This is a genomic window from Proteinivorax hydrogeniformans, from assembly GCF_040515995.1.
GTDB classification, from domain to species: Bacteria; Bacillota; Proteinivoracia; order Proteinivoracales; family Proteinivoracaceae; genus Proteinivorax; species Proteinivorax hydrogeniformans.
Map to the genome: position 1 here is coordinate 1504745 of NZ_CP159485.1, position 25450 is coordinate 1530194.

Here is a 25450-nt window from a genome sequence, read left to right on the forward strand (position 1 = left end):
TTACTATTGGTTACCTACCTATCTCAAGGGATTTCATAGCCATTGATTTGGCTGTATTAATGCTGGTTACGTTCGCTTCGTATGACCTATTGGCTGATATCATGTTCGTCATTTCAGTTACAATATTAACATTTGGTTTTTGCACTATACCATTTTCATCGGCGTCCGGATGATCAGGCTGATACTTTTGTACAAACGGAGACTGGTCTTCCACTATGCGTGAAACTTTAACTCCTGGTTGGTGTTTTTTCTCTGCATTTATGCTGCTTCTTAAAAAGCTTTGGAAAGAGTCCTCTTCTTTTGATGCCAACACTGCTTCTTTCCTTCTATATGGACCGCCATCTTCTGTCCTAGTCGTATTAACATTAGCTATATTTTCAGAAATAACATCAAGTCTTAACCTTTGCGCTGTAAGGCCAGACGCACTGGTATTGATTGTGTTAAAAATTGACATCTCTATCTCCTCCCTTCATTTATAACAGTTCTTAACATACCAAACTTATTATTTAGCTGCTGGGTTAAGGTTGAATGGTATATACCATTTTTAGCCATCGCTGCTGTCTCTAGCTCGATATCAACATTGTTTCCATCTTCTCTCATAGATGTGGAATAATCTCTTTGCTTTTGAGGATGAACAGCGGACAAAGTTTGTCTGCCAATAGGGCGATGGTTATGGTGAGTTACCTCACCTGGTAATCCTTTTTTGTTTAACGCTTTATGTAATTCCCCTTTAAAAGTAACATCACTTCTTTTAAATCCAGGGGTATCAACGTTTGCAATGTTGTTTGTCAGAACGCCCTGCCTTTTTGTAGAACCTTCAATACCTTTTTCCAACACTTGAAATGTTGGCTGAGCAAATATTCCTCGCACCCTAATCTCTCCTTTATCATAAGAAACCGTCTTTTATGTAAATATATCACCATTTTACTATTCGTCATTTTTCCCCATATTCCTGCAAGAAAATAGAGGAAGCTACATAGGACTTTAGGAGTAAGTGTAAATATTGGGGAAAATTGACATAAAAAAGAACTGGCAGTAACTCCAGCTCTTTTTTGGTGTTATTTAGTCTTTATGCTCTTAAGTTCTTCTAAAAGGTTTTCATTTTTTATCTTAATGAATGTACCTTTCATCCCTAGTGATCTTGATTCGATAACGCCTGCACTTTCAAACTTGCGTAAGGCATTAACTATAACAGATCTTGTGATACCTACTCTATCTGCTATTTTGCTAGCCACTAGTAATCCTTCAGTTCCATCTAGCTCTTCAAATATATGTTCAATAGCTTCTAGCTCAGAGTATGAAAGAGTCGCTACTGCCAATTGTACAATTGCTTTATTTCTAGCTTTTTCTTCAACCTCTGTAGTTTTTGCTCTGATAATTTCCATACCTACTACAGTAGAACCATACTCACCTAAAAGTAAATCCTCATCGCTAAATTCTTCTCCAAACCTAGCTAAAACTAAGGTGCCAAGTCTTTCTCCACCTCCAACAATCGGAACGATTGTTGTTAGATTGTTTTCAAACAAGCACTTGTCTTCATCACTAAAAACACATAAATCCTTTGACTGGATGTTAGAAGAGGTTTCGATTACTCTAAGTAGGTTTTGATTGTATTCTTCTGGAAAGACACCTTTTGGAAGAACCTCCTCCTTCATAATGCTGCATTCATAATCATCCACTATTGAAGACCCAAGGATTTTACCTTTTCTACTTGCAACATAAACATTAGCAGAAATTACATCTCGCAAAACCTCTGCCACTTCCTTAAAGTCTACCGCTTGTCCACTTGATTTTTGAAGCAATTTGTTAATTCTTCTTGTTTTTGTTAATAAGTCCTGCATTTTTTATTTCCTCCTAGAAACTTAATATTTTGGTATTTAATTTTGTGTCAATACTAAATTTTTAAAAAATAACTTATCTAAATTTTACAACAACAATCTGTAATTGTCAAAGAGTTTACGCTCTGGGGTGAAAATTATCATAAACACTTTTTAATCTTTCCTTTGTAACATGTGTATAAATTTGTGTCGTAGTTACATTGGCATGACCTAAAAGCTCTTGTACTTCTCGAAGGTCTGCACCCCTATCTAAAAGGTGGGTAGCAAAAGAATGTCTAAAAGTATGGGGCGAAACATTCATCTTAAGAGCTTGAATCTCAACATACTTATCAACTATCCTTCTAATACTCCTATCGGTAATAGGTTTTCCATAACGGTTTAAAAAAACAGCCTTTATATGGTTATTATTTAAGAAATTTTGTCGTGCATCCAAGTAGTTATGTAAAATATCTTGTGCTTGCCCCCCAATTGGACACAGACGTTCTTTTCGTCCCTTACCAAAGACTTTGACCAAGCCCCTGCCTAACTGTATATCATCTAATGACATCGAGGCTAACTCCGAAACTCTGATTCCTGACGAATATAACATTTCCATAATTGTTCTATCCCTAAGACCTAAAAAAGTGCTCGTATCAGGGGACTCTATTAATGATGTAATAGCTTCCACCGACAAAAACTTCGGTAACTTTTTTTCCTGTTTAGGAGTATATATCTTGCTGATTGGATTTTTTTCAATCAAACCATGTTTATATAGAAATTTATAAAAAGAACGTATCGCAGAAAGTTTTCTTGAGATACTCTTTCTTGAATAACCATCATTTTGGAGATGAGCTAAGTATTTTCTTATTGTTAAGTGACTTTCTAGAGCTTTGATGTCCTCTTGTCCTTTAGTAGTAAAGGCTAAAAAAAATCTTAAATCCCCTTCATAACTCCTTAAAGTATGAAGGGAACAGTTCTTCTCTACTTTTAAAGACTCTAAGAAATCTTCTAACCAATTAACCATTTTAAAACCACCTTACTTATAATAACAGAGGTATTTTTAATTGGCAATACTAGTTATTAATTTTTTTAAACTCTTCTAAAGATTTTAGCGCTCTTTCTGCATATTTACTATATCTTTCTTTTTTATTTCTTTCTCTTTTTTCTAATGGTTCAAAGATCCCAAAATTAATGTTCATTGGTTGAAAATTTTTAGTTGGTGTTTTTGTAATATATCTAATTAACGAGCCAACAGCTGTTTCATCGGGGAAGGAAAGGTTTTTGGTTAGTCCATAGGCCACAGACACACCGGTTGCTACAGCTTCTACATAACCTTCTGAACCTGTAATTTGCCCTGCAAAGTGTATGTCTTTGGTATCTTTTAGTTTAAGCTGCGAATTTAATAGCTTAGGAGAATTAATATAGGTATTTTTGTGCATTACCCCATATCTCACAAAATCTGCATTCTCCAAACCTGGAATCAATCTAAAGACCCTTTTTTGCTCCCCCCATTTAAGATGGGTTTGAAAACCTACAATATTATATAAGGTGCCTTCAAGATTATCTTGTCTTAACTGCACAACAGCATGAAACCTTTTACCTGTTTTAGGATCCTCCAACCCAACCGGCTTAAGTGGCCCAAACAATAATGTCTTTTCTCCTCTTTTAGCCATTTCTTCCACCGGCATACAGCCTTCAAAGTAAATCTCTTTTTCAAAATCTTTTAAAGGAGCTCGCTCAGCTGCCATTAACTCAGTATAAAAAATGTTATACTCTTCTTCAGTCATGGGACAGTTGATATAATTACCGTCCCCTTTATTATACCTAGAACCGATAAATGCTTTGTCAAAATTAATTGATTCTTTAGTAACTATAGGAGCTGCAGCGTCAAAGAAGTATAGGTATTCATCACCAGTTACTTTTTTTATTTCAGCTGCCAAGGTTTCTGAAGTTAGAGGCCCGCTAGCAATAACAACTGGATCAGAAAATTCTAAGCCATCAACCTCTTTATTTATGATATTAATTTTAGGGTGCTGGCTAATTTTTGTGGTTACCATTTCGCTAAATTTTTCTCTATCAACAGCTAAAGCACCGCCAGCCGGTACTTTAGTGGCATCAGCACATTCCATTATCAACGAGTTTAATTCTCTAAGCTCTTGTTTGAGCAGCCCAACAGCATTAGTAGTAGCGCTTGCCCGAAGGGAGTTACTACATACTAACTCCGCAAACTTATCAGTAGTGTGTGCTGGCGTACTACTGTGTGGACGCATTTCATAAAGATCAACTTCTATTCCCATGTTTGCAAGTTGCCAAGCGCACTCACTGCCTGCTAATCCCGCTCCAATAACATTTACTTTATCCATTTATTCATCTCCTACTTTTTTTCATTTTTGCATTCAGAATTACTACAAACTATTTTCTTTTTCCTGCCCTTTTCCACCATAAAACTTCCACATATATCGCATTTTTCTTTTGTTGGCTTATCCCATGATTGAAAATCGCAGTCCGGGTAGGTTGCACAACCGAAAAAGTTTCTTCCTTTTTTCGTTTTTCTCTCCACTACCTTAGCTTTACCACATTTAGGACAATTAATATCAAGCTCTTTATTGATTGCCTTTGTATTTCTACACTCTGGAAAGCCCGGACATGCTAAGAACTTACCAAACTTCCCTAACTTATAAACCATCATTCTTCCACACTTTTCACATTCTACATCACTTTCTACGTCTTTTATTTGTATATCTTGGATATTTTCCTCTGCTTTGTCTAACTCTTCCTTAAAATCAAAATAGAAGTTTTTAACTAGCTTATCCCAAGGTTTTTGTCCTTCTTCAATCTGGTCTAGATCTTCCTCCATCTTCGCTGTAAAGGAGGTATCAACAATTTTCGGGAAGTGCTCTACCATTAGGTCATTTACAACATAACCAAGTTCAGAAGGAGTAAATGTTTTTTTATCTTTTAAAATATAGCCACGCCTTTGTATTGTGTCTATTATAGGAGCATAAGTACTCGGTCTTCCTATACCTTTTTCCTCAAGTAACTTTACCAGCATAGCCTCAGAAAACCTAGGCGGTGGTTGTGTGAAATGTTGTTTAGGATAGTACTCTTTGAGAGTTAGAGTATCTTTTTCTTTGACATTTCCGATAAACATCTTTTCCTCTTTTTCTTCAATATCTTTTCCCTCTATATAAACTTCCATAAATCCCGCAAACTTAAGTTCTGAACCTGTTTGCCTAAAAATGTAATCACCGTTTTCAATGTCTATTGTTAAAACATCATGCACAGCCGATTCCATTTGGCTTGCCATAGTTCTGTTCCATATAAGCCTATATAGCTTATACTGATCCTTAGAAAGATAATCTTTTATATCTAAAGGTATATTTTCTAGGTCCGTCGGCCTTATTGCCTCGTGGGCTTCTTGTGCACCTTTTTTATTGTTGTATCGTCTAGGCTTAGCAGGAAGATATTTTTCTCCATATTTATCCTCTATAGTATTGCGAAGGTTTTCCACAAACCCTTCCGAGAGTTTAGTAGAGTCAGTCCTTATATACGTGATTAAACCGACGGTGCCCTTTCTACCAAGCTTTACCCCTTCATAAAGCTGCTGTGCTACCATCATGGTTTTCTTGGCGGTAAAATTCATTTTACGCGCTGCCTCTTGTTGGAGGCTTGAGGTAGTGAAAGGTGGCGATGGATTTCTCTTTCGCTCACTTCTTTTAATTTTTGAAATAACAAAGTCATCAGGTTTTAACGATTTTATTATGTTATCAACTTGTTCTTTGTTATCGATTTCAATCTTTTTATTTTTGTATTTGCTTAGCTTACCTAGAATTACTTTTTTGTCGTCAGTTAGCAGTTCTGCTTCTAAAGACCAATATTCTTTGGGCTCAAAGCTTTGGATTTCTCGCTCTCTATCTACTATCAACCTAACTGCTACGGACTGTACTCTCCCCGCACTTAGGCCTCTCTTTACCTTATCCCACAATATCGGGCTAATTTTATAACCTACAATTCTGTCTAACACTCGCCTAGCTTGTTGTGCATCCACAACATCTTTATTAATGTCTTTTGGATTTTTAAATGCATCCTTAACTGCCTTTTTTGTGATTTCATTAAAAACAACTCTACAACTGTTATCAGGAACTTTTAAAGCATTAGCTAAATGCCATGAAATTGCTTCCCCTTCCCTATCAGGGTCTGTTGCTAAAAAAACCTTATCTGCCTTTTTGGCTTCTTTTTTTAACTCCTGCAATACCTTACCTTTTCCACGTATGGTAATGTATTTAACCTCAAAACTATCTAGGTCGATACCCATCTGACTTTTAGGCAAATCGATAACATGACCCATCGAAGCTTTTACCTTATACTTTTTTCCTAAAAATTTATTTATAGTCTTAGCCTTTGATGGCGACTCAACTATGACTAAATTCATCTCCTTTACCTCCTATAAAAGCTAAAATTTATTTTATGTAATTTTATCCATCATGTCAATATTTTAAATTGGTATATATCTTTGATTTCCATCCTTTTTAATAAGTCCCTTAATTTCTAGGGTTAATAGGTTAGACAACAATATATCTGAGCTAAAATTGCCATCTTCCATTAATTGATCAAAGGAAATCCTCTGCCCTTTAGCTAACCTTAGTATTTCCTGTTCAACTTTTTCTAACTTTACACCATTTGTTTTACCGCTGTCAACAACATTATTATCTTTATTATCAGTATATTCATTTATGATATCTTTAAAACTTGTAGCGACAATTGCTCCTTCTTTTATTAAGTTGTTGGTTCCAGTACTTAGTGGGCTATTCACATTTCCTGGGACGCTAAAAACGTCTTTACCCTGTTCTAACGCGAAGTCAGCTGTGATTAATGACCCACTTCGCTGGGCGGCTTCAACAACAATAATTCCTTTAGAAAGGCCACTTATAATCCTATTTCTAGCGGGAAAATTTCCTGACAATGGTTTTGCACCGATAGGAAATGTGCTTAGTAATAAACCCTTTTCTTCCATCTCTTTATATAATTTTTTATTTTCTTGAGGGTATATTTTATCTATGCCACACCCTAAAACCCCTATCGAGCTTCCTTCACCTGATAAAGCTCCCTGATGAGAACACGCATCGATTCCTTTAGCCATACCACTGACAATTGTAAACCCATTTCTGCTTAATTGTTCACTTATATCTTTAGCAACTGTTTTTCCATACCACGAGGCTAACCTTGCGCCAACAACACTTATTTTATTATCATTTTGTAATAAACCTGTATTGCCTTTGCAGAAGAGCGATATCGGAAAGTCATACAATTGTCTTAAAATATCGGGGTACTTAGAATCAAATATACTAATGATTTCAACATTTTTTTGTTTATACTTAATTATGGTATCCTCAACAGAAAAATTATTCAGATATTTTTTCACCGACGATTTTAATTTCTGATGATTGCCAAGTCCTGCTTCTAAAAAAACTTGATCAAACCTATTTTTAAAGTCATTTAGAGAGGAACAACCATCTATTATATACATACTTCTTCTAGATCCCACCCTGGGGCAATGGGATAAAAAAAGTGCCAGTTCTTTTTTCTCCAAAACAAACCCTCCTTTACCTAACCTTCATTACCTTTTCTATAAAAACACATGTTACACCTTTAAAAAAATGTTACAAGTTAATAAATATTCTTACTAATATGCACAATTATGTAACTTGTTTTTAGAGATAACACAAAGTGTACAACAAAAAAACAACGACTTAAAAAGCCGTTGTTTTTTGTTTAATATTCGTATTTAATCTCTCTATTTTCCCAAGTTCTTAATTTTATATGATCTTCTTTAATATCTAATAAGTAATTAGGAAGCATTGGAGTCTTACCATATCCCTTAGGAGCATTAACTATATAAGTTGGTATTGCAAGCCCACTTGTATAGCCACGAAGGTATTCCATAATTTCCAATCCATCTTGAACAGTGGTCTTAAAATGACCTGTACCTGCTACGCTTTTTGCGTGGAAGATGTAATAAGGACGGATTCTAACTTTAAGAAGCTCATGATTAAGTTTTTTCATTACATGCGGATCATTATTGATAGTATTTAGTAAAACAGCTTGGTTCCCCATTACAACCCCTGCTTTAGCTAATTTATCAGTCGCTTCTTTAACCTGTTGTGTAATTTCCTTTGGATGGTTAAATTGTGTATTTAAGTAAATTGGATGGTACTTATCTAAGATTCTACATAGCTCATCGGTTACACGCTGCGGAACAGTAACTAATGCTCTTGTCCCTAAGCGAATTACTTCAACATGTTCAATTTTTCTTAATTCACCTAGAAGCCAGTCTAATGTGCTATCTGTGAGCATCAAAGCGTCCCCACCGGTAATTAGAACATCTCGGATCTCAGCATTTTTAGATACATACTCTACAGCTTCTTTTAACTCTTCTTTTGTTCTATTTTTATCAACTTCGCCGATGTTTCGCCTTCTTTGACAATGTCTACAATACATAGCACATTGATTTGTTACATTTATAATAAGTCGATCTGGATATCTTCTAGTTATTCCTTCTGCTGGCGAAGTAAACTCTTCGCCCATCGGATCTGCATCACCTTCAACAGCTGTAATTTCGGCCATTTGAGGTAGGGAATGTAATCTAACAGGGCAATTAGGGTCATCTTTGGACATTAACGCACAATAATATGGTGAAACTGTCCACCTGTTTGATTTTCCAGCTTCTATAATCTCATCTTTTTCTTTGTCAGTTAAATTGATTATTTGGCCTAAGATTTCTACGTCTGAAATTCTATTACTAATTTGCCATTTCCAGTTATTCCAATCTTCTTCTGTTCCACCTAGAACTTCTAAGATTTTCTTTTTCTGGGCTTCATATTCTTCAGTTATTTTAAAGCCAGTTGGTATGGTTTCCCTGGCCTCTAAGTAAGGTTCTATCCTTGATTTTAGTTCTTGTGCCCTCTCTTGGGCAACCGCCTTCTTTTCTGTTCTAGTCAAGTGTTGCTCTTTTGACATATTACGCACCTCCATAAACATTATAACACAACCTTATAGGTTACTAAAGTTAGAACCTACATTTCCTCTGGAGCTTCTATGCCCAGTAGTGACAAACCATTTTTTAACACTTGCCCAGTTGCCGCGATTAGTTTTAGTCGTGCCCCTTTTAGAGAATCATTTTCTTCTTTTAAAACTGGGCAGTTATGATAAAACCTGTTAAAATCCTTCGCTAAATCCAATAAATATCTAGCTACAATAGATGGCTTTAAGTCACGCAAGGCATCGTTTATTACTACATTAAAGTTTGCAATTCGCTTTGCCAACCCAAACTCATATTCAGACTTCATTAGCGACGCATCCCAATTAGTAATTTGACCTGAGTGTTTTCTAAGTATGCTACATATCCTCGCATGTGAGTACTGAACGTAGGGGGCTGTTTCTCCATTAAAGTCTAAGATTTTGTCCCAGTCAAATACAACATCTTTAACTCGATCATTACTTAAATCGCCAAATATTATAGCACCTATACCTACTTGTCTTGCAACTTCATCTTTATTAGGTAAATTAGGGTTTTTTTCTTCAATAATATCTTTAGTCAACTGTTCTGCTTTTGATAAAACTTCATCTAAAAAGATTAAAGTACCTTTACGTGTTGACATTTTTTGTTCCTTAAACCTAAACAAACCAAATGGAACATGCTGGCAATCTTTATGCCACTCAAAGCCTGCAATTGCTAAAGCTTTGAATAGTTGCTTAAAGTGAAGAGATTGTTCTGATCCAACTACATAAAGCATTTTATCAAAATCATAGGTTTCTTTTCTGTAGATGGCAGCGCATAAATCTCTAGTGGCGTAAAGAGTAGCGCCGTCTTTTTTTCTAAGTAGTACAGGAGGGATGTCAAACATATCCAAATTAATTATTAGAGCTCCCTTACTAATTTCGGTTATTCCTTTACTGATTAGGGTTTCAATTGTATCAGTCATCTTATCATTGTAAAACTGTTCACCTTTAAAACTATCGAAAGTAACATTTAATTTTTCGTAGATTCTGTTGTATTCAGCTAAACTCAGCTCTCTAAACAGCTTCCACTTTTTAACTCTATCATCAACGCCCTCTTCAAGTTCTTTAAATACCTCTCTAGCTTCTTCTTCTAAGTCCGGATTCTTTTCAGCTTCATCATGGAACTTAACATAAAGCTGATATAAATATTTCACAGGATCACGCTCTAGTTCATCATCATTGCCCCACTTATCGTAGGCAACAATAACCTTGCCAAACTGAGTTCCCCAGTCTCCTATATGGTTAATGCCTACAACCTTATAGCCAAAAAACTCATGTATTTTATATAAACTATTTCCTATAACTGTAGAGCGCAAATGACCGATACCAAAGGGTTTGGCAATATTAGGAGCGGAAAAGTCTATAACTACAGTTTTGCCTTCTCCTTGATCTTCTCCTCCATAGTTTGCTCCCTTATCCAATACTTCTTTAACAGTTTTTTCAATCAAAACTGAGTTGTTGATATAGAAGTTTATATAAGGACCGACATTTTCAGCTTTTGAAATAGTTTGCGGAAGCTCTTCTAAGGAATCCACTATTTCCTTTGCAATCAAAGGTGGAGCCTTACGATACTCCTTAGCTTGAGTAAAGGTAGGAAATGCGAGATCTCCAAAACCCTTTTTATTAGGTGTTTCCACAAGTTCTTTTATTTTTTCGATATCTATATTTATATATTTACTTAATATAAGTGCCACATCGTTTTTATAACTCTCCATGCATTAATTCATCCTTCCTATACTAATTAATTGACGCTGCAATTAAAGTTTTTGTCACCTTAACATCTTTTATTTTCTCAGGCTTAATGGCTTCAAGGTCTGTGTCAAGAATGACCAGATCAGCGTAAAAACCTTTTTGAATTTTCCCCTTCCTTTGCTCATCAAAGGAAGCATATGCCGAACCTTGGGTATATATTTCAACTGCTTGAGTTAAATCAAGTTTTTCATCTGGCAACCAGCCATTTTTAGGGTTTTCTTGTAAGTTTTTTCGTGTCACCGCACTATATAACCCTAAAAAAGGATTAACAGGTTCCACCGGGCAATCAGAGCCTCCTGAAACAATAATACCTTCATCTAACATTGTTTTAAATGCATAGCACCCTTCGATTCTTTTGCCCAGCCTACTTTCAGCCCAATCCATATCAGTGATTAGAAAAGTAGGTTGAATTTCCGCTATAATATTTAAATCAGCCATATCACCGATTATCTTATTATCTGTCACTTGGCAATGGATAATTCTATGTCTCAAATCTGTTTTTGAGTCTGCCTTTCGAATCGATTCAATCCCCTGCGACATCGCCTTATCCCCAATAGCGTGAAGAGCTAACTGTAAACCATTTTCCACCGCTACTTTCACCATTTCATCTAACTCTCTATCAGAATAAGTTAGAACACCTTTGTAATTGGGGCAATCTGAGTAATCCTCTTTTAAAGCTGCTGTTCTAGCCCCTAAGGAACCGTCTAAAAACACCTTTATAGATCCTTTTTTGATATAGGTGGTATCATCTATTTCCTTAAAAATTTGAGCTGCTGATATAATATCCTCAACATTATTGGCATTGTAGTGTAAATATACCCTAAGTGGTTCATTCTCAATAGCTTTTGTATAAATACTCCAAAGACTTTTATAATCTTGAGCTACTGATAGATCATCTGTTTGAACAGAGGTTATACCCATACTTTTCACGTATCTAATTCCCTCAGTTAAAATTTCCACCAGATCAGCTTCTTGCAATTGTGGTAGTTTGACTAAATTCAACGCTTTTTCTGTTATAACGCCTGTAAGTTCACCCAAAGTATCTTTTAAAAGCTCTCCGCCAAAAACCGTGGTATTACTATCGATATTAAGAGCCTCCAAAGCCTTTGTATTCAAAACAGCTACATGACCACACACACGATAGAATATTGCAGGACTACTGCCACAGTGTTCATCTAAAAAATTTCTATCTAAGGTAAAGTTCGAAGTAAATTTATTTTCATCATAGCCCTTAGCTACAATCCAACCTCCGTAGTTAGGTCGAGCATCGTTACAAATACTCATAAGTTTTTCTTTTGATAACTCACCTCTTACGTTTATTAACCTTTTATTTAATGATAGCGATAGTAAATGTAAGTGCGAATCGTCTAATCCAGGTAATACCGTATTATCTTCAGCATCAATCATTTGAGTAAGGTTAGATGGTTTAATAAAGCTTTCTATATTATGTATCAGCCCATCTTTTATATGTATGTCTACGCTGCTATTTTCTCCTAATAATCGGCAATTTTTTATCAGCAAATCATTCATGAAATCACCCCTTATTGATAATACTAATACTGAATTTTTAAGCTTACTTGTTTTTTAACTTTCTAAAGTCAATGCTTCCTGCTTTTAAGCCAGCTATCAAAACTTCCGCCGTTGCAATATTAGTGGCAACAGGAATGTTGTGAACGTCACAAAGCCTCAAAAGTGCTGTGATATCAGGCTCATGGGGCTGAGCTAAAAGTGGATCTCTAAAAAACAAGACAAGATCCATGTTATCTTCAGCAATTAGAGCACCAATCTGTTGGTCCCCACCTAACGGCCCAGATAAAAAGCGATTAATAGTTAAGCCTGTAGCTTGAGATATTACTTTTCCGGTAGTGCCTGTAGCAAAAAGTTTATGTTGAGCAAATATAGCTTTATACGCAACACAAAAGTTGACCAATAGTTCCTTTTTTCTGTCATGGGCAATTAACGCAATGTTCATTTTAAACCTCCAAAGTAAGGTGATATTATTGTACCCAAGAGTGTACCAAATCAAAAAAGAAGAAGCTTCTAAAGATAAATTATATCAATTATCAGCAGTTTTGGCAAAGTATAAAGAACAGATCCAAATCTTGCGAGATACCAAGCATGAAAAAAGCAAGAAAATAGAACTGTTATTAAAGCCAGACTTAAAACAAGATGGTTATCTTCATTCCGTGACCAACAAGGATCTTGCTATTTTTAAAACAAACAGTCTGTTTGAGGTAGACTTTTATAATCCTAAAACCAAAACAGCAATAGAAATAGAGAAAAGCAATTTATATGCAAAGGTTTGGCTAGCCTTATATAAACAACTGGAGTCCCCCATTGTAGAACATGGTATTATAATGGTGCCAGAAATAAAATATGTTAAAAGCAAACAAGAAAACACCTTTGAACTGACATATAAAAGAGTGGAAAACAACACACAGTATCTTCTAGAACATCTAAAGTCACTGACAATCATTGGATACTAAAAAAGCCCAGCACCAAGTACTTTAGTACTTCACGGCTCTGGGTTTTTTAGTGGTTTATTTGCCGTACCTTTAATTAAAAATCAAACTCGGTCGTTAACTTTAAAAGTTTCACCGCATTTTTAACATCATCTTTGCTCAACATTTCGTTACTAGTATGAATATATCTACAAGGTAACGAGATAACCCCTGCCCATGCACCTTCCCTTGATAGATGAATAGCACCAGAGTCAGTACCACCAAACTCTAACACTTCAAGTTGATATGGTATATTATTATCTTGGGCTTTTTTAATCATCATATCTTTAATCATAGGGTTGACCATTATAGAGTTATCTTTAACTTTAATAGCCGGCCCCTTACCTAAACTCACAGCCATTCGTCTAGCCTTTGGTGTATCTCCTACGGCAGTTACATCTATTGCTATACCTAAATCTGGGTTAATTGAGTAACTAGCTGTAGTTGCTCCCCTAAGTCCAACCTCCTCCTGTGTAGTAAATACAAAGTAAAGGTTATGGTCTGGGTTTTTAATATCCTTTAAAGCCTCTATTAGAACAGCACAACCAGCCCTATCGTCTAAAGCTTTTCCGATGTAGTGGTTTTGTTTTACTTCAAAATTAGAACAAAATGTTCCAACCTCACCAATGGACACAAGTTCTTCGGCTTCTTCTTTTGAGTTAGCTCCTATATCAATAAACATTTTTTCTAGGTTGAGCTTGCTTATATCTGTAATTCTTTCTGTACCAATAACACCTGTCACGCCACATTCTAGTTTTATCCGTTGTCCCAATAGCAGATGTGGTGATAAACCTCCTATATTTGTAAATCGTAAAAATCCATTGTCGTCTATAAAAGTTACTAGTATTCCAATTTCATCAACATGGGCAGCATACATTATTTTTTTATCAGACTTCCCTTTTTTTAGTGCAATAAGGTTACCTAATTTATCAGTCTTAACTTCATCACAAAAGTCCATTATCTGAGATTTTATATAATCTGTAACCATCTTTTCATGTCCCGACGGCCCAAACCCCTCCGACAAATCTTTCATTAACCTATCCATTTATAACCCCTCCTTGATCTATTTTTTCCAAAATCTTATCGACTAAGGTTATCCCTTTTTTTACATCCTCAAGGTTTAGAAATGAAACCGGAGAATGAATATATCTACATGGCATTGAGATGGTAAAAGTATCAACACCATCTTTTGTTAACCTAATTTTGCCGGCATCATTACCACCTACAGCAGTTTGTCTAAACTGATAATCTATATTATTTTCTTCAGCAACTTTTACTATATCTTTTAATAAATTCTTCTGTACTATGATTGATGCATCCATTATTGAAAGGGCAGGGCCATATCCCATTTTAGTTGAATATCTGTGTTCTTCACTTTCAGGTACATCCGAAGCTGAAGTTCCTTCTAACACTATTGCTAAATCTGGGTCAACGTTGTACGCAGCTACCGTAGCACCCCTAAGACCAACCTCTTCCTGCACCGTAAAAGCACCGTATACGGGAAATGGATATTCTTTTTTCAATATCTCTGCTAGTATATAACACCCTACTCTATCATCAAAAGCTTTGCCTTTGCAAAGTTTATCGTTAATTTGTGAAAACTTTGTATCAAATGATACGTAGTTCCCAATTTCTACAACTTCCATTGCTTCTTCTTTAGAAGATGCCCCAATATCTATGTATAACTGTGAGTAACCTAAAGCATTTCTTCGCTCTGTAGGCTGTTGTAAGTGAATAGGCTTTGCTCCAATTACTCCTTTTATATTGTCTGGTCCTACAACTACTGGCTTGGAAACAAGCACTCTAACATCTAACCCACCAACAGGCTTAAACTTTAGTAAGCCGTTAGATTCAATTGAAGTCACCATTAACCCAACCTCATCCATATGAGCAGATAACATAACCTTAGGCCCCTTTTTGTCTTTTCCCTTTACTGCTATCAAGTTGCCTAATGAATCATATTTAAATTCATCAACACTCTCTTTTAAATAATCCTTAATTAATTTGGAAACATCTACCTCATCACCTGCAACTCCGTGGCATTCAGACAATAGTTTTAAAAACATTTTAATCCCTCCACATCTTTATAATCAATTAGGGAGATAAACATTGCTAAAAGTTTACCTGCATTTTTAATATCTTTTAGGCTAACAGATTCTACAGATGTGTGCATATAACGCTGAGGCAATGAAACTAGGGCTGTAGCTATACCACCGCGTGTTATCTGCATAGCGGAAGCATCGGTACCAGATTGCATCGGCTCAGTTTCGATTTGAAATGATATGCCCCATTCTGCCGCTACCTCTTTAAGCTTTTTTAATATATTTGGATGTATATTAGGACCTATAGCCAGCGCAGGTCCAGCACCAAGTTTTGAGCTGTTTTGAGGATCAACACCAGGCATATCCCCGAAGGAAACATCTATTGCTATACCAATATCAGGAACGATCCCATATGTACTTACCATTGCCCCTCTGATTCCAACCTCTTCCTGAACAGTAGCTACCGTATAAACATCACATTGGTGTTTAATTCTTTGTAACTGCCTTAAGCACTCGATCATTACACATACGCCCGCTCTATCATCAATGGCCTTTCCCGCTACTCTATCTGATAGTAGGTCTGTTAGTTCTCTGTTTACAACTGCAATATCTCCAACTCTTACTTTTTTCTTAACCTCTCCTCCTGAAAGACCGGTGTCTATAAATAAATCATACATATCGATAGCTTTTCCTCTTTCAGAAGGGTGAGTTAAATGAGGAGGTTTAGCACCGATTATGCCAAACACTTCTTCTGCGCCATATACTGTGACCTCCTGCGATGGTAAAGTTCTAGGATCAATCCCCCCAACAGAAGTGAATCGAATAAAGCCATCATCATCAATTTCTGTTACCATAAGTCCTATCTCGTCCATATGAGCCGCGAGCATGACCTTAGGACGGTTTTTGCCTTCACCACTTTTTTTACCAATAACATTGCCAAGCCTATCCATATTAACTTCATCGCATAAGTTCTTAATATGCTTGTCTACCTTTATCGCCACATCCAACTCATATCCAGAAACACCTGTAGTTTCCGTTAGTTCTTTTAGAATTGCTTTTGTATTCATTAATGTCCCTCCTTCTATCATTCAGCTATTTTTTTGTTATATATTTTCCTCAAGAAAATATTTATGTATACAATCGTGACAAAAATCAAATATCCCACAAAAACTCGAGCCAACACCGGGGCATACTCCCAATCAAAAGCATAGGTAATAATCAGTAAATAAACGAAACAAGTGTTTAACTTGCCAAAATAATTGGCGCTTATCGCTATTTTTGTGTAAAGATAGTTTATAACACCGCCTAAAATCATTATAGTTTCTCGACCTATCAAGATTACAAGCAACCATGCTGGTAGATAGCCTTTTAAATGAAGCCCCAGGGCAATACTAAGTAATAACAGTTTGTCGGCTAACGGGTCAAGCATCGCTCCAATATTTGTAACCATATTAAATCTTCTTGCTATAAATCCATCTAAGACGTCTAAAGCGCCTCCCCCAAGCAAAAAGTATAACGCCCCAACCCAATGCCTATCCCCTTCGTAAATTATAAAGAATATTATGTAACAGGGAACCAATAATAAGCGAATCAAAGTTATAAAATTAGGTATATTCATAAAATGTTTCTCCTCCCCACAGCTATCTACTTACTTCTTTTGTATGAGTAAAAGTTGTGGAGAATTACTGCTTTTGTTAAGAAAATGATAGTGAAGTGCAGTATAATATTTTGGTGGAAGCATTTTAGCAAAGCGAATTAGACTTTCTGTTTCTGCTCTTCCGCCATAATGCCCTGGATAGAGCATCAAACTCATAACGCCTCCTTTTTTTAATAAGCCTAAACCTCCATCAACAGCGGGCAAAGTATTCTCCAACTTTGTAATTACCTTATGACTTCCACCTGGTAAATAGCCGAGATTAAACATAACTGCAGCTAATTCTTTGTTCGTATATTCAGTTAAGTGAGCGTGACTTGATTTAATTAAAGTAACTTGTTTTTCCAATTCACGCTCTTTTAAACGAAGCAATGTATTATCAAGAGCCTCTTTCTGAATATCAAACGCTAAAACCTGACCGCTTTCTCCAACGCACTCCGCTAAAAACACCGTGTCGTGACCATTCCCTGCTGTACAATCCACCACACAATCTCCCGGGTTTATAGCCTCTTTTAAAACCTGTTTGGAAAATTGCAAACTATACTCAATCATTAAAACCACCTCCTAGCTGTGATTTTTTATGTTGCAACAAGAACAATTCAAAGAGTTTGAAAATAGCTAGTGCCAACAATGCACCTGCAATTATATCAGAAGGATAGTGTACTCCTACATAAACTCGCGATAAAGAAACAAAGCCCGCTAAGAAAAGAAAGTACTTACCTATCTTAGGATTCAACCTATATATAGTTAGCGCAACAATAAAGCTCATAGCAGCATGGTTGCTCGGAAAGGAATAACTTGCTGAGTGTTCTATTAATGAATCGAATTGATTTACTACAAAAGGTCTTTCTCTTTGAACTAATCTTCTTAAGATTTGGTTTGTGATAAATGTTGAGAGAATAACGAAACAATAGCTCAAAACTTTAAAAGCTAACCCTTTATTTTTAAAAACTTCTACCCCGATAACAATACTAAAAGATAAAATAAAAAAGATAGAAGAGTATTCTGCTAGTACGTAGAAAAAATAATCCAAAAAAGTTATTGTTCCTCTAAAGTTGTATATATGCTCTGATAAATTAAATGTCATCTCTTTCCTCCACCTGTAGTTAAATTTGTTTTAAGATAATGCTGTATCTAAACTTCTATATTGAATAGCTTCTGCCACATGATGTTTCTGTATGTTTTGCTTATTTTCTAGGTCGGCTATAGTTCTAGCCACTCGGAGAATCTTGTCATATGCCCTAGCACTTAAACCCAAGTTATCAAAGGCTAATCTCATTAGATTTTCTGAGTCACTGTCTAGTTTGCAAAAGGTTTTTAACTCCTGTGATGTCATTTGGCTATTTACAGTACCGTCAGAAGATTTATCGAATCTGCTTTGTTGTCTATCCCTAGCAAATAAGACCCTTTCCTTAATTTGTGCAGATCTTTCCTCCTCCGACTCATTGCTTACTAGGTCATCAAAGCAGATCGACGGAACCTCTATGTGTATGTCCATCCTGTCAAGTAAGGGGCCGGATATTTTAGACCTATATTTTTCAACTTTCTGAGGAGGGCAACTGCATTTATTAGAGTCTGTTCCATAATAACCACAAGGACAAGGGTTCATAGTTGCAATAAGCAGAAAATCTGCTGGGTAGCTGATACTTCCCTCTACCCTAGAAATAACAACTTGCTTATCTTCTAAAGGTTGTCTTAACACTTCTAAGACATCTCTGTTAAATTCAAGTAGTTCGTCTAAAAAAAGAATTCCCTTGTGAGCTAAGCTTATTTCACCTGGCTTAGGCTTTCTTCCCCCTCCAACTAGGCCACCATTTGAGATAGTATGATGGGGGCCCCTAAATGGGCGCGACTCCAACAATCCATTATTTTTCAATAAACCCGCTACAGAATAAATCTTTGATACTTCCAGCACCTCATTATAGCTTAGTTGTGGCAATATAGTAGCAAATCTCTTCGCTAGCATCGATTTTCCTGTGCCTGGAGGACCTATCATCAATATGTTGTGTCCGCCAGCTGCAGCTACTTCCAACGCCCTTTTTACCGCTTTTTGTCCTTTAACTTCGCTAAAATCAACTTGACCTTTTGTTTCGCTTATAATCTCAATCTCCTTTTGGTAGCTAGGAATTTGTTGTATCCCTTGTATATGATTTACTACTTGTTTTAGGTTTGTAACTGGCAAAACTTCTATGCCTTGAACTAAGGCAGCTTCTTCTTTGTTTTTATCTGGAACAAATAGCTTTTTTTCGTTATTTTCTTTTGCAAACACAGCCATTGGGAGAAGTCCGTTGATTGGTCTAACTCGACCATCTAATGCTAACTCACCACACAGAACATAATGACTAACAACGTTAGGAGGCCACTTATAGCAAGCAGCAAGTATCGCAATCGCTATTGGCAGATCATAAATCGGCCCTTCCTTTTTTATATCAGCTGGAGCTAAGTTAACTATTATTTTTTTTGTAGGCAACTTAAAGCCACTATTTTGTATAGCTGCCTTAACTCTTTCTTTAGCTTCCTTCACAGCGGCATCTGGCAACCCAACTATTTCTATATTAGGTAGCGCACTTGTTAAGTGGACTTCCACTTCAATTAAATGCCCTTTAAGTCCAACTACTCCTAAACTTTTAACTGTAGATAACATAACTATCCCTCCATAATAATCCCTCATGAGATAGTTCTACAAAAATTTACATTTTCCTTTATTTTCAGATAAAGGAAACGTTCTAACTTGTACAATTTTTTATCCATTTTATGCGTGGGTCCCCGTTGGCAAAATATATCGCGATAGCATCTATACGATAATCCACATCTATTAAATTGTTTTTAATCAAAAATGTTTGGCCAACCTTTGAAATGGTGTTAAGCTTGCGAGGAGTTATCGCGTCAAAAGGATGGATAGTGTTCTTATTTTTCCTTGTCTTTACTTCACAAAAAACAATAACACCTCTATCCTTGGCAATAATATCAACCTCACCTAACTTACAACTATAGTTAACATCTAAAATCTTAAGCTTTTCATCTTTTAAAAATTGTACTGCTAATCGCTCTCCATATTGAGCTAACTCTTGATTACTCATAAAAACCCACAATATCAAGGGTTTCGGCATTAGCTAGACGAATTTCATACCCCTGTTGAGAGTTTATAGGTTTTACTATTGGCTTTAATGATAAGGTATCTTGCTTGACAACTTTAGCTAGCACACCGTTACTTAATTTTACTTTTGAGCCGTTAGGGTATGCAACAACAGCGTCTAAAAAAGCTTTAACTATTTCAGTTGGAAATAAAGAGTTACAAGTCCCCATAAATAGCTCCATCGCTTCTTTAGGTGAGAACGCTTTTCTATAGCTTCTATGTGAAGTAATAGCGGTATACATGTCACAAATTCCTACTACGTAGGAAAGCTTGTGTGTCTTATTCTCCTTCAACCCTCTAGGATAGCCTGAGCCGGAAAATCTTTCATGGTGTTGCAAAGCAATCTGGCAGCATACCAGTGGTATATTATCTTCTAATTCCTTTAAAATCACAAATCCTAAAGATGGGTGCTTTTTTATTTGTGCAAACTCTTCATCGCTCAATTTGCCGGGGTTTCTTGAAATTTGCAATGAAACTTTTGTCTTGCCTATATCATGTATTAGCGCCCCTAACCCTAAATTGAATAATGTTGTACGTGTTAATCTTAACTTCTCACCTACTACCAGAGATAGTGCGCATACGTCCAAAGAGTGTTCATACGTATAATTGTCTATCAAGCGTAAGTGCGCAAAATGAACTAGCAAAGAAGTTTTATTGAGCATAAATGAGACAATCTCTTCAATAACTTCGTTAAGAATAACTGATCTAGTATTAGATTTACTAAATGTATTAGCTTTTTGTAATAAAATGTCTTTTAAAGGCTGTCTTGATATCGCTTTTATCGCTTCATCTCTATTTCCTTCTAAAGGCTGTATAAGGCCAAGATCCTCACCAGTAGTTACATAAATAGTTCTAACTCCATGTTTGGATAGCTTATCCTTAGTTGCTTTTCTCAATTTAGTGCCTTCAGCTAGTAGAATGTTACCGTTACTATCTTTAACTGGCATAGCTAATGTATCTCCCTCATTAGCTAAGTCGATAAAAACTCTACGCATTTTTACCCACCTCTTTTACTCCTTTAAAAGTAATTCTATGAATTGGGGTTACGCCATAAGTTTGAATAGCATCTAAGTGCTCCTTAGTTGGGTAGCCTTTGTTTTGGCTAAATCCATACTCCGGATAAAGCTTGTCCATTTCTTCCATATAGCGATCCCTATACACTTTCGCTAAAATAGAGGCAGCAGCTATGCTGCCACACTTGTCATCACCTTTTATAATAGATTTTTGTTTTAATTTAGTCTCTATCGCAAAATTTCCGTCTATTAATATTAGGCTATCAGGTTTAGCTACCCTCTCGACACTATTTTTCATCGCTAATTTAGTAGCATTTAATATGTTTAGCTCATCGATGATATCATTGTCAATAAACTGTACATCGAAGTAAAGGGCTTGCTCCTCAATTTCAGAAGCTAAAGCTTCTCTTTGTGACGAATTTAATCGCTTTGAGTCTTTAACTCCCACAAGATTAGGCCTATTATTAAACGTTACTGCCGCAGCAACTACCGGCCCGGCAACTGGGCCTCTCCCTGCTTCGTCACATCCAACCACTTTATAGTTGGATGATTCTTCCCACTCCCATAGCTTTAAATAACTTTTGTAGCCATTAATTTTTCTATTTAAAGAAGCTAATATTTTTTGTACTCCCTTTCGACTGTCATTCTTTAGCTGAGGTATAAGAGCATTTAATTGGTCTATCGAGCTTTCATTAACTCTTTGTTTAATCTGTTGTATCGAAGCATCTTGTACTTTAATAATAATTCACCCCTTTGTATAGTATATTTTTTCGACCTTTTTTAGCAAAAACCCTTTTTAAAATGAATATATTAAATGGCACATTGAAAATATCAATTAAAAATAACCACTTAATGATAGGTTAAGTGGTTAGTGTAGTGGGCTTAATCAACCTCACTAATATTATCTAAAGTAACATTACCTAACAATCCTTTGCGGAATTCTCGAACCAAAATTTCGCTTATTTTTGCAAGGTCAGGGTGTCCCTGTGGTAGCAATATTCTCCGATTTATCGCCGCCTGCTCTATAAAATGATCAGGACCTAAGGACATATCTATGTCATATCTTTTACTTAGGTCACTTTGATAGTCCCTTATCAAAACCTTGATAAGCCTCCTTGCCATATCCTCCACATTAACAATTTCATCTTTTATGGCGCCAGTAACCGCTAAGCGAAAGCCAACTTCATCATCATCAAACTTAGGCCACAACACTCCTGGTGTATCCATAAGCTCTATTTTATCTTTAGTGCGTATCCACTGTTTCTGCTTAGTAACACCTGGTTTATCTCCCGTTTTTGCAGCTGCTCTGCTAGCAACTTTGTTAATAAAAGTTGATTTGCCTACATTCGGTATGCCAAGAACCATAGCTCTTGTTGGTTTATTTATTTTAATGTTTAGTTTTTTATACTTGCTTTTTGAAACAGCTTTTTTCTTTGCTAACTCAATAACCTTTTTCCATTGATTTTGGGAATTTAAGTTTACAGCTATTGCGTCAGTATTCATGTCTTTAAAATATTCAAGCCAAATATTTGTTTTGGTTGGGTCGGCTAAGTCAGACTTAGTTAAAGCGATCACCTTAGGTTTATCTTTAACAATCTCGTTAATGTCAGGATTTCTACTACTTAACGGTATTCTTCCATCAACTAATTCCACAATTACATCGCAAAGCTTTAAATTCTCCTTTATTAATGCTTTGGTCTTGACCATATGTCCAGGGTACCATTGATATTGCATAATTATCACTTCCTTTGTGCTATGTTAGGTTCTATTGTTTTACAGCAAAGTAGTTTAGCTGAGAAAGCGGCCAGTAGCGCAAAAATGTCTTACCTCTAACATCGTCTGTAGAAATAAAGCCAACCTCATTATTTCGGCTATCAACACTGTTACTTCTGTTGTCACCAAGCACAAAAATCATTCCTTCAGGCACATTCACTGGTCCATAATTTTGTCCTGAGTACCCTTGCAAAATATACTCTTCTGTAACTGGCTCTTTGTTGATAAACAAAGCTCCATTTTTAATTTCTATCTTATCGTTTGCAGTACCTATAACCCTTTTAATCAACACTCTTTCTTCATCCACAGGATAAGGGAATACCACTATATCACCAAAGTCAGGGTCCCTAAAGTTATATATAAATTTGTTAACTAAAACCCTCTCTTGATTAATAAAAGTAGGCTCCATTGATCTGCCGTCAACAATAAAGCTTTCCATAAAAAAACCTCTTATAATCAACGCAAGTATTATTGCAACAGCAATAGACTTGCCCCACTCTTTAAGTTCATTGAGCATAGCTATAACACCTCTACTTTATATTTACAGGGGCGGCCAAAATTTTAATAATATTTTTCCGATGACCTTATCTTCTTTTACCGGTCCATTGTGTCTACTATCTATACTAACAGAGTGATTTTTCCCTAATACAAAAAATTCATCGTTTGCCAAACTGTATGCAAATTCACCTGTTTTATTATATCCAACCTTTGCATCATTCACATATAATTTTCTTCCATCAGAAGATACGTAGTCACTAGGACCAGCAACAACTTTCTTGATGTTAATTACACCACTTTCGTCAAAAAAAGCTATTATATCCCCTTGCGAAGGGTTAACCCTTTTATAGCTTAACACTAAGTCACCTTCTGAAAATAGCGGCTTCATAGAGTCTCCATAAACTTTATAAGCATTAAATAGATAAGTGTTAACTACTGTAGTCAATACTAAAACTATCACAGCTATTTCTATAAACTCTATCCATTTACGCAAAAAAGGTCTCCCCTTTATAGAAATTTTATGTATAAAAAAGGGGCTGAATAACAGCCCTCTTTTTTTATCGTCTAACGGCATCTTTAATTCTTGCAGCTTTACCTGTAAGGTTACGCAGGTAATATAGCTTAGCTCTTCTAACTTTTCCGCGACGCTTAACTTCAATTTTGTCAATTCTTGGAGAATGTACTGGAAAGGTTCTTTCCATGCCAACTCCATAAGAGATTCTACGCACAGTAAAAGTTTCTCTTGCTGAGCCACCTTGCCTCTTAATAACAACTCCTTCAAAAACCTGAATTCTCTCTCTGTTACCCTCCACTACCTTAACGTGAACTCTAACAGTGTCTCCAGCTTTAAAGTTAGGAATGTCATTTTTCATTTGCTCTTTTTCAAGCTCTCTTATAATTTCCATGTTCTGTTGCCTCCTTCCTTCATAGCCGTTCTTGTCCGCAGACAGAGGACCGTCCGTAATCCCACTAAATTATAGCATAATATTTACGTTTTTACAAACGTTTTTTTAGTTGTTTGTTTTAAAACCCAATAAATCAGGACGCTTTTTTTTAGTTATCCTTACAGATTGGTTGTGACGCCATTTATCTATCTCAGCATGATTACCTGATAGCAAAACATCAGGAACTTTTAGCCCTCTAAACTCCATTGGCCTAGTATAATGCGGGTGTTCTAATAGCCCATTTTGAAAGGAATCATTTAGGTATGATTCTTGTTTTGGCAAAACACCCGGGATAACTCGGGTTATAGCGTCAATTACCACCATAGCCGGCAGCTCTCCGCCTGTCAAAACATAGTCACCGATAGAAATTTCCCTTGTTACGAATTGATCAATAACTCTTTGATCGATTCCTTCATAATGTCCACATAATATAATCATATGCTTTTTTTGTAAAAGCTTGTGACACAGCTGTTGTTGAAACTGCTGACCTGTAGGGGTCATTAGCACAATTTCAGTTTCTTTATCATAGCCAATGTCTTCTATAGCCCGAAAAAATGGTTCTGGTTTCATAACCATCCCAGCGCCGCCGCCATAAGGATAGTCATCTACCTTATTATGCTTATCTCGGCTATATTTTCTTAGGTCATGAATATTTAACTGTATATGCTCTTCTGTAATAGCTCTTTTAATAATACTTTGAGAAAAGGGAGATTCAAACATTTCTGGAAAAATAGTTATTACATCAACTATCAATCTAACAAGCCCTCCATAGGAGTAATGATTATCTGTTTCTTGCTTGTATCTACTTTTTTTACAACTTTTTTAAGTGCTGGAATTAAATATTCCTTTTCTCCCTTTACTACATAAACATCATTACTGCCAGTTTGTTTTACTGAAGTGAGAACACCTAAATACTCCCCTGCGTCAGTATAGACCTTACAACCTTCTAGATCAAAGACATAAAATTTCCCTTCAGGCAAAGGCTTAACATCTGTCTTGTTTATTTCTAGGTACTTATTTACTAGATGGGTAACTTCATTTATATTATCATACCCACTAAACTTTATACAAAACTGGTTCTTGTGGGGTCTGCTTTTTTCAATTGTAAAAATTTCATTTTCTATATATAACTCTTCTCCACTACAAAATCTTTCTTCAAATTCTGTTAACGAAACTACTTTAACTTCGCCTTTAACTCCGTGGGTAGTTACAATTTTACCAACTTTTACTTTCTCATCAATCATATTATCACCACTTTTTT

General features: G+C 35.9%; 28 protein-coding genes. 1 reads left to right on the top strand and 27 read right to left on the bottom strand.

The genetic code is table 11. From position 1 onward, the window contains the following. Nucleotides 1-10: 10 nt before the first annotated feature. From flgC to mgsA, 11 genes are all read right to left on the bottom strand, one after another. Entirely contained in the window at nucleotides 11-454 is a 444-nt protein-coding gene (gene flgC / locus PRVXH_RS07150) for a flagellar basal body rod protein FlgC (protein ID WP_353892103.1), read from the bottom strand. A gap of 2 nt (nucleotides 455-456) precedes the next feature. Then, nucleotides 457-870 carry a flagellar basal body rod protein FlgB gene (flgB, locus tag PRVXH_RS07155; protein ID WP_353892104.1) on the bottom strand — a complete coding sequence of 138 codons (414 nt, stop codon included), beginning with the start codon at nucleotides 868-870 and terminating at the stop codon, nucleotides 457-459. A 188-nt stretch (nucleotides 871-1058) separates the two neighbouring features. Then, nucleotides 1059-1841 carry a GTP-sensing pleiotropic transcriptional regulator CodY gene (gene codY / locus PRVXH_RS07160; RefSeq protein ID WP_353892105.1) on the bottom strand — a complete coding sequence of 261 codons (783 nt, stop codon included), beginning with the start codon at nucleotides 1839-1841 and terminating at the stop codon, nucleotides 1059-1061. A 115-nt stretch (nucleotides 1842-1956) separates the two neighbouring features. Beyond that, entirely contained in the window at nucleotides 1957-2841 is an 885-nt protein-coding gene (xerC, locus tag PRVXH_RS07165) for a tyrosine recombinase XerC (protein WP_353892106.1), read from the bottom strand. 49 nt (nucleotides 2842-2890) lie between these two features. Next, nucleotides 2891-4180, bottom strand: coding sequence for a methylenetetrahydrofolate--tRNA-(uracil(54)-C(5))-methyltransferase (FADH(2)-oxidizing) TrmFO (trmFO, locus tag PRVXH_RS07170; protein ID WP_353892107.1), 1290 nt, complete (start codon nucleotides 4178-4180; stop codon nucleotides 2891-2893). A gap of 11 nt (nucleotides 4181-4191) precedes the next feature. Further along, the gene (gene topA / locus PRVXH_RS07175; RefSeq protein WP_353892108.1) at nucleotides 4192-6249 is read right to left on the bottom strand and encodes a type I DNA topoisomerase; all 2058 of its coding nucleotides are present in this window, start codon (nucleotides 6247-6249) and stop codon (nucleotides 4192-4194) included. Nucleotides 6250-6312: 63 nt separating this feature from the next. Then, nucleotides 6313-7407, bottom strand: a complete 1095-nt coding sequence (gene dprA / locus PRVXH_RS07180; protein ID WP_353892109.1) for a DNA-processing protein DprA — start codon at nucleotides 7405-7407, stop codon at nucleotides 6313-6315. A 182-nt stretch (nucleotides 7408-7589) separates the two neighbouring features. Beyond that, complete coding sequence (gene eam, locus PRVXH_RS07185; RefSeq protein ID WP_353892110.1) at nucleotides 7590-8834, bottom strand: glutamate 2,3-aminomutase; 1245 nt, start codon at nucleotides 8832-8834, stop codon at nucleotides 7590-7592. 56 nt (nucleotides 8835-8890) lie between these two features. Further along, nucleotides 8891-10591: an arginine--tRNA ligase gene (gene argS, locus PRVXH_RS07190; RefSeq protein WP_353892111.1), complete on the bottom strand. Its 1701-nt coding sequence runs from the start codon at nucleotides 10589-10591 to the stop codon at nucleotides 8891-8893. A gap of 22 nt (nucleotides 10592-10613) precedes the next feature. Then, complete coding sequence (locus PRVXH_RS07195) at nucleotides 10614-12158, bottom strand: amidohydrolase (protein WP_353892112.1); 1545 nt, start codon at nucleotides 12156-12158, stop codon at nucleotides 10614-10616. Between the two features lie 43 nt (nucleotides 12159-12201). Continuing rightward, nucleotides 12202-12600, bottom strand: coding sequence for a methylglyoxal synthase (gene mgsA / locus PRVXH_RS07200; protein ID WP_353892113.1), 399 nt, complete (start codon nucleotides 12598-12600; stop codon nucleotides 12202-12204). Between the two features lie 28 nt (nucleotides 12601-12628). Between mgsA and PRVXH_RS07205 the strand changes: the two genes are divergently transcribed. Next, entirely contained in the window at nucleotides 12629-13114 is a 486-nt protein-coding gene (locus tag PRVXH_RS07205; RefSeq protein ID WP_353892114.1) for a hypothetical protein, read from the top strand. Nucleotides 13115-13187: 73 nt separating this feature from the next. Here PRVXH_RS07205 and PRVXH_RS07210 read toward each other — a convergent pair whose 3' ends face one another. The 16 genes from PRVXH_RS07210 to rimM all read right to left on the bottom strand — a co-directional run bounded on the left by PRVXH_RS07210 (nucleotide 13188) and on the right by rimM (nucleotide 25433). After that, nucleotides 13188-14174 (bottom strand): M42 family metallopeptidase, encoded by a 987-nt coding sequence (locus PRVXH_RS07210; protein WP_353892115.1) that lies wholly within the window; start codon nucleotides 14172-14174, stop codon nucleotides 13188-13190. Beyond that, complete coding sequence (locus PRVXH_RS07215) at nucleotides 14167-15195, bottom strand: M42 family metallopeptidase (RefSeq protein ID WP_353892116.1); 1029 nt, start codon at nucleotides 15193-15195, stop codon at nucleotides 14167-14169. The genes PRVXH_RS07210 and PRVXH_RS07215 overlap by 8 nt, the downstream gene beginning before the upstream one ends. Then, complete coding sequence (locus tag PRVXH_RS07220) at nucleotides 15186-16238, bottom strand: M42 family metallopeptidase (RefSeq protein ID WP_353892117.1); 1053 nt, start codon at nucleotides 16236-16238, stop codon at nucleotides 15186-15188. Before PRVXH_RS07220 ends, PRVXH_RS07215 begins: the two co-directional genes overlap by 10 nt. 17 nt (nucleotides 16239-16255) lie before the next feature. Beyond that, the gene (locus PRVXH_RS07225; protein ID WP_353892118.1) at nucleotides 16256-16789 is read right to left on the bottom strand and encodes a CDP-alcohol phosphatidyltransferase family protein; all 534 of its coding nucleotides are present in this window, start codon (nucleotides 16787-16789) and stop codon (nucleotides 16256-16258) included. Between the two features lie 30 nt (nucleotides 16790-16819). Next, nucleotides 16820-17377: a class I SAM-dependent methyltransferase gene (locus PRVXH_RS07230; RefSeq protein ID WP_353892119.1), complete on the bottom strand. Its 558-nt coding sequence runs from the start codon at nucleotides 17375-17377 to the stop codon at nucleotides 16820-16822. Next, nucleotides 17370-17912, bottom strand: a complete 543-nt coding sequence (locus PRVXH_RS07235) for a phosphatase PAP2 family protein (protein WP_353892120.1) — start codon at nucleotides 17910-17912, stop codon at nucleotides 17370-17372. The genes PRVXH_RS07230 and PRVXH_RS07235 overlap by 8 nt, the downstream gene beginning before the upstream one ends. Nucleotides 17913-17942: 30 nt before the next feature. Then, nucleotides 17943-19469: a YifB family Mg chelatase-like AAA ATPase gene (locus PRVXH_RS07240; protein WP_353892121.1), complete on the bottom strand. Its 1527-nt coding sequence runs from the start codon at nucleotides 19467-19469 to the stop codon at nucleotides 17943-17945. 82 nt (nucleotides 19470-19551) lie between these two features. Next, nucleotides 19552-19905 (bottom strand): YraN family protein, encoded by a 354-nt coding sequence (locus tag PRVXH_RS07245; protein ID WP_353892122.1) that lies wholly within the window; start codon nucleotides 19903-19905, stop codon nucleotides 19552-19554. Continuing rightward, nucleotides 19898-20956: an HD-GYP domain-containing protein gene (locus PRVXH_RS07250; RefSeq protein ID WP_353892123.1), complete on the bottom strand. Its 1059-nt coding sequence runs from the start codon at nucleotides 20954-20956 to the stop codon at nucleotides 19898-19900. The genes PRVXH_RS07245 and PRVXH_RS07250 overlap by 8 nt, the downstream gene beginning before the upstream one ends. Further along, a complete protein-coding gene (locus PRVXH_RS07255; protein ID WP_353894557.1) occupies nucleotides 20949-21719 on the bottom strand; it encodes a ribonuclease HII in 771 nt (256 codons plus the stop codon). The genes PRVXH_RS07250 and PRVXH_RS07255 overlap by 8 nt, the downstream gene beginning before the upstream one ends. 137 nt (nucleotides 21720-21856) lie before the next feature. After that, nucleotides 21857-22708 (bottom strand): ribosome biogenesis GTPase YlqF, encoded by an 852-nt coding sequence (gene ylqF, locus PRVXH_RS07260; protein WP_353892124.1) that lies wholly within the window; start codon nucleotides 22706-22708, stop codon nucleotides 21857-21859. A 31-nt stretch (nucleotides 22709-22739) separates the two neighbouring features. Next, nucleotides 22740-23264 (bottom strand): signal peptidase I, encoded by a 525-nt coding sequence (lepB, locus tag PRVXH_RS07265; protein WP_353892125.1) that lies wholly within the window; start codon nucleotides 23262-23264, stop codon nucleotides 22740-22742. Nucleotides 23265-23288: 24 nt separating this feature from the next. Continuing rightward, nucleotides 23289-23738 carry a signal peptidase I gene (gene lepB / locus PRVXH_RS07270; protein WP_353892126.1) on the bottom strand — a complete coding sequence of 150 codons (450 nt, stop codon included), beginning with the start codon at nucleotides 23736-23738 and terminating at the stop codon, nucleotides 23289-23291. A 64-nt stretch (nucleotides 23739-23802) separates the two neighbouring features. Beyond that, nucleotides 23803-24150, bottom strand: a complete 348-nt coding sequence (gene rplS / locus PRVXH_RS07275; RefSeq protein WP_353892127.1) for a 50S ribosomal protein L19 — start codon at nucleotides 24148-24150, stop codon at nucleotides 23803-23805. A gap of 105 nt (nucleotides 24151-24255) precedes the next feature. Beyond that, the gene (trmD, locus tag PRVXH_RS07280) at nucleotides 24256-24942 is read right to left on the bottom strand and encodes a tRNA (guanosine(37)-N1)-methyltransferase TrmD (RefSeq protein WP_353892128.1); all 687 of its coding nucleotides are present in this window, start codon (nucleotides 24940-24942) and stop codon (nucleotides 24256-24258) included. Then, a complete protein-coding gene (gene rimM / locus PRVXH_RS07285) occupies nucleotides 24939-25433 on the bottom strand; it encodes a ribosome maturation factor RimM (RefSeq protein ID WP_353892129.1) in 495 nt (164 codons plus the stop codon). The genes trmD and rimM overlap by 4 nt, the downstream gene beginning before the upstream one ends. Nucleotides 25434-25450 lie beyond the last annotated feature (17 nt).

Coding starts and splice junctions, on each gene's coding strand:
- flgC (WP_353892103.1), bottom strand. CDS start 454: ATGTCAATTTTTAACACAATCAATACCAGTGCGTCTGGCCTTACAGCG.
- codY (WP_353892105.1), bottom strand. CDS start 1,841: ATGCAGGACTTATTAACAAAAACAAGAAGAATTAACAAATTGCTTCAA.
- xerC (WP_353892106.1), bottom strand. CDS start 2,841: ATGGTTAATTGGTTAGAAGATTTCTTAGAGTCTTTAAAAGTAGAGAAG.
- trmFO (WP_353892107.1), bottom strand. CDS start 4,180: ATGGATAAAGTAAATGTTATTGGAGCGGGATTAGCAGGCAGTGAGTGC.
- topA (WP_353892108.1), bottom strand. CDS start 6,249: ATGAATTTAGTCATAGTTGAGTCGCCATCAAAGGCTAAGACTATAAAT.
- eam (WP_353892110.1), bottom strand. CDS start 8,834: ATGTCAAAAGAGCAACACTTGACTAGAACAGAAAAGAAGGCGGTTGCC.
- argS (WP_353892111.1), bottom strand. CDS start 10,591: ATGGAGAGTTATAAAAACGATGTGGCACTTATATTAAGTAAATATATA.
- PRVXH_RS07195 (WP_353892112.1), bottom strand. CDS start 12,158: ATGAATGATTTGCTGATAAAAAATTGCCGATTATTAGGAGAAAATAGC.
- mgsA (WP_353892113.1), bottom strand. CDS start 12,600: ATGAACATTGCGTTAATTGCCCATGACAGAAAAAAGGAACTATTGGTC.
- PRVXH_RS07210 (WP_353892115.1), bottom strand. CDS start 14,174: ATGGATAGGTTAATGAAAGATTTGTCGGAGGGGTTTGGGCCGTCGGGA.
- PRVXH_RS07215 (WP_353892116.1), bottom strand. CDS start 15,195: ATGTTTTTAAAACTATTGTCTGAATGCCACGGAGTTGCAGGTGATGAG.
- PRVXH_RS07220 (WP_353892117.1), bottom strand. CDS start 16,238: ATGAATACAAAAGCAATTCTAAAAGAACTAACGGAAACTACAGGTGTT.
- PRVXH_RS07225 (WP_353892118.1), bottom strand. CDS start 16,789: ATGAATATACCTAATTTTATAACTTTGATTCGCTTATTATTGGTTCCC.
- PRVXH_RS07230 (WP_353892119.1), bottom strand. CDS start 17,377: ATGATTGAGTATAGTTTGCAATTTTCCAAACAGGTTTTAAAAGAGGCT.
- PRVXH_RS07235 (WP_353892120.1), bottom strand. CDS start 17,912: ATGACATTTAATTTATCAGAGCATATATACAACTTTAGAGGAACAATA.
- PRVXH_RS07240 (WP_353892121.1), bottom strand. CDS start 19,469: ATGTTATCTACAGTTAAAAGTTTAGGAGTAGTTGGACTTAAAGGGCAT.
- PRVXH_RS07245 (WP_353892122.1), bottom strand. CDS start 19,905: ATGAGTAATCAAGAGTTAGCTCAATATGGAGAGCGATTAGCAGTACAA.
- PRVXH_RS07250 (WP_353892123.1), bottom strand. CDS start 20,956: ATGCGTAGAGTTTTTATCGACTTAGCTAATGAGGGAGATACATTAGCT.
- ylqF (WP_353892124.1), bottom strand. CDS start 22,708: ATGCAATATCAATGGTACCCTGGACATATGGTCAAGACCAAAGCATTA.
- lepB (WP_353892125.1), bottom strand. CDS start 23,264: ATGCTCAATGAACTTAAAGAGTGGGGCAAGTCTATTGCTGTTGCAATA.
- rplS (WP_353892127.1), bottom strand. CDS start 24,150: ATGGAAATTATAAGAGAGCTTGAAAAAGAGCAAATGAAAAATGACATT.
- rimM (WP_353892129.1), bottom strand. CDS start 25,433: ATGATTGATGAGAAAGTAAAAGTTGGTAAAATTGTAACTACCCACGGA.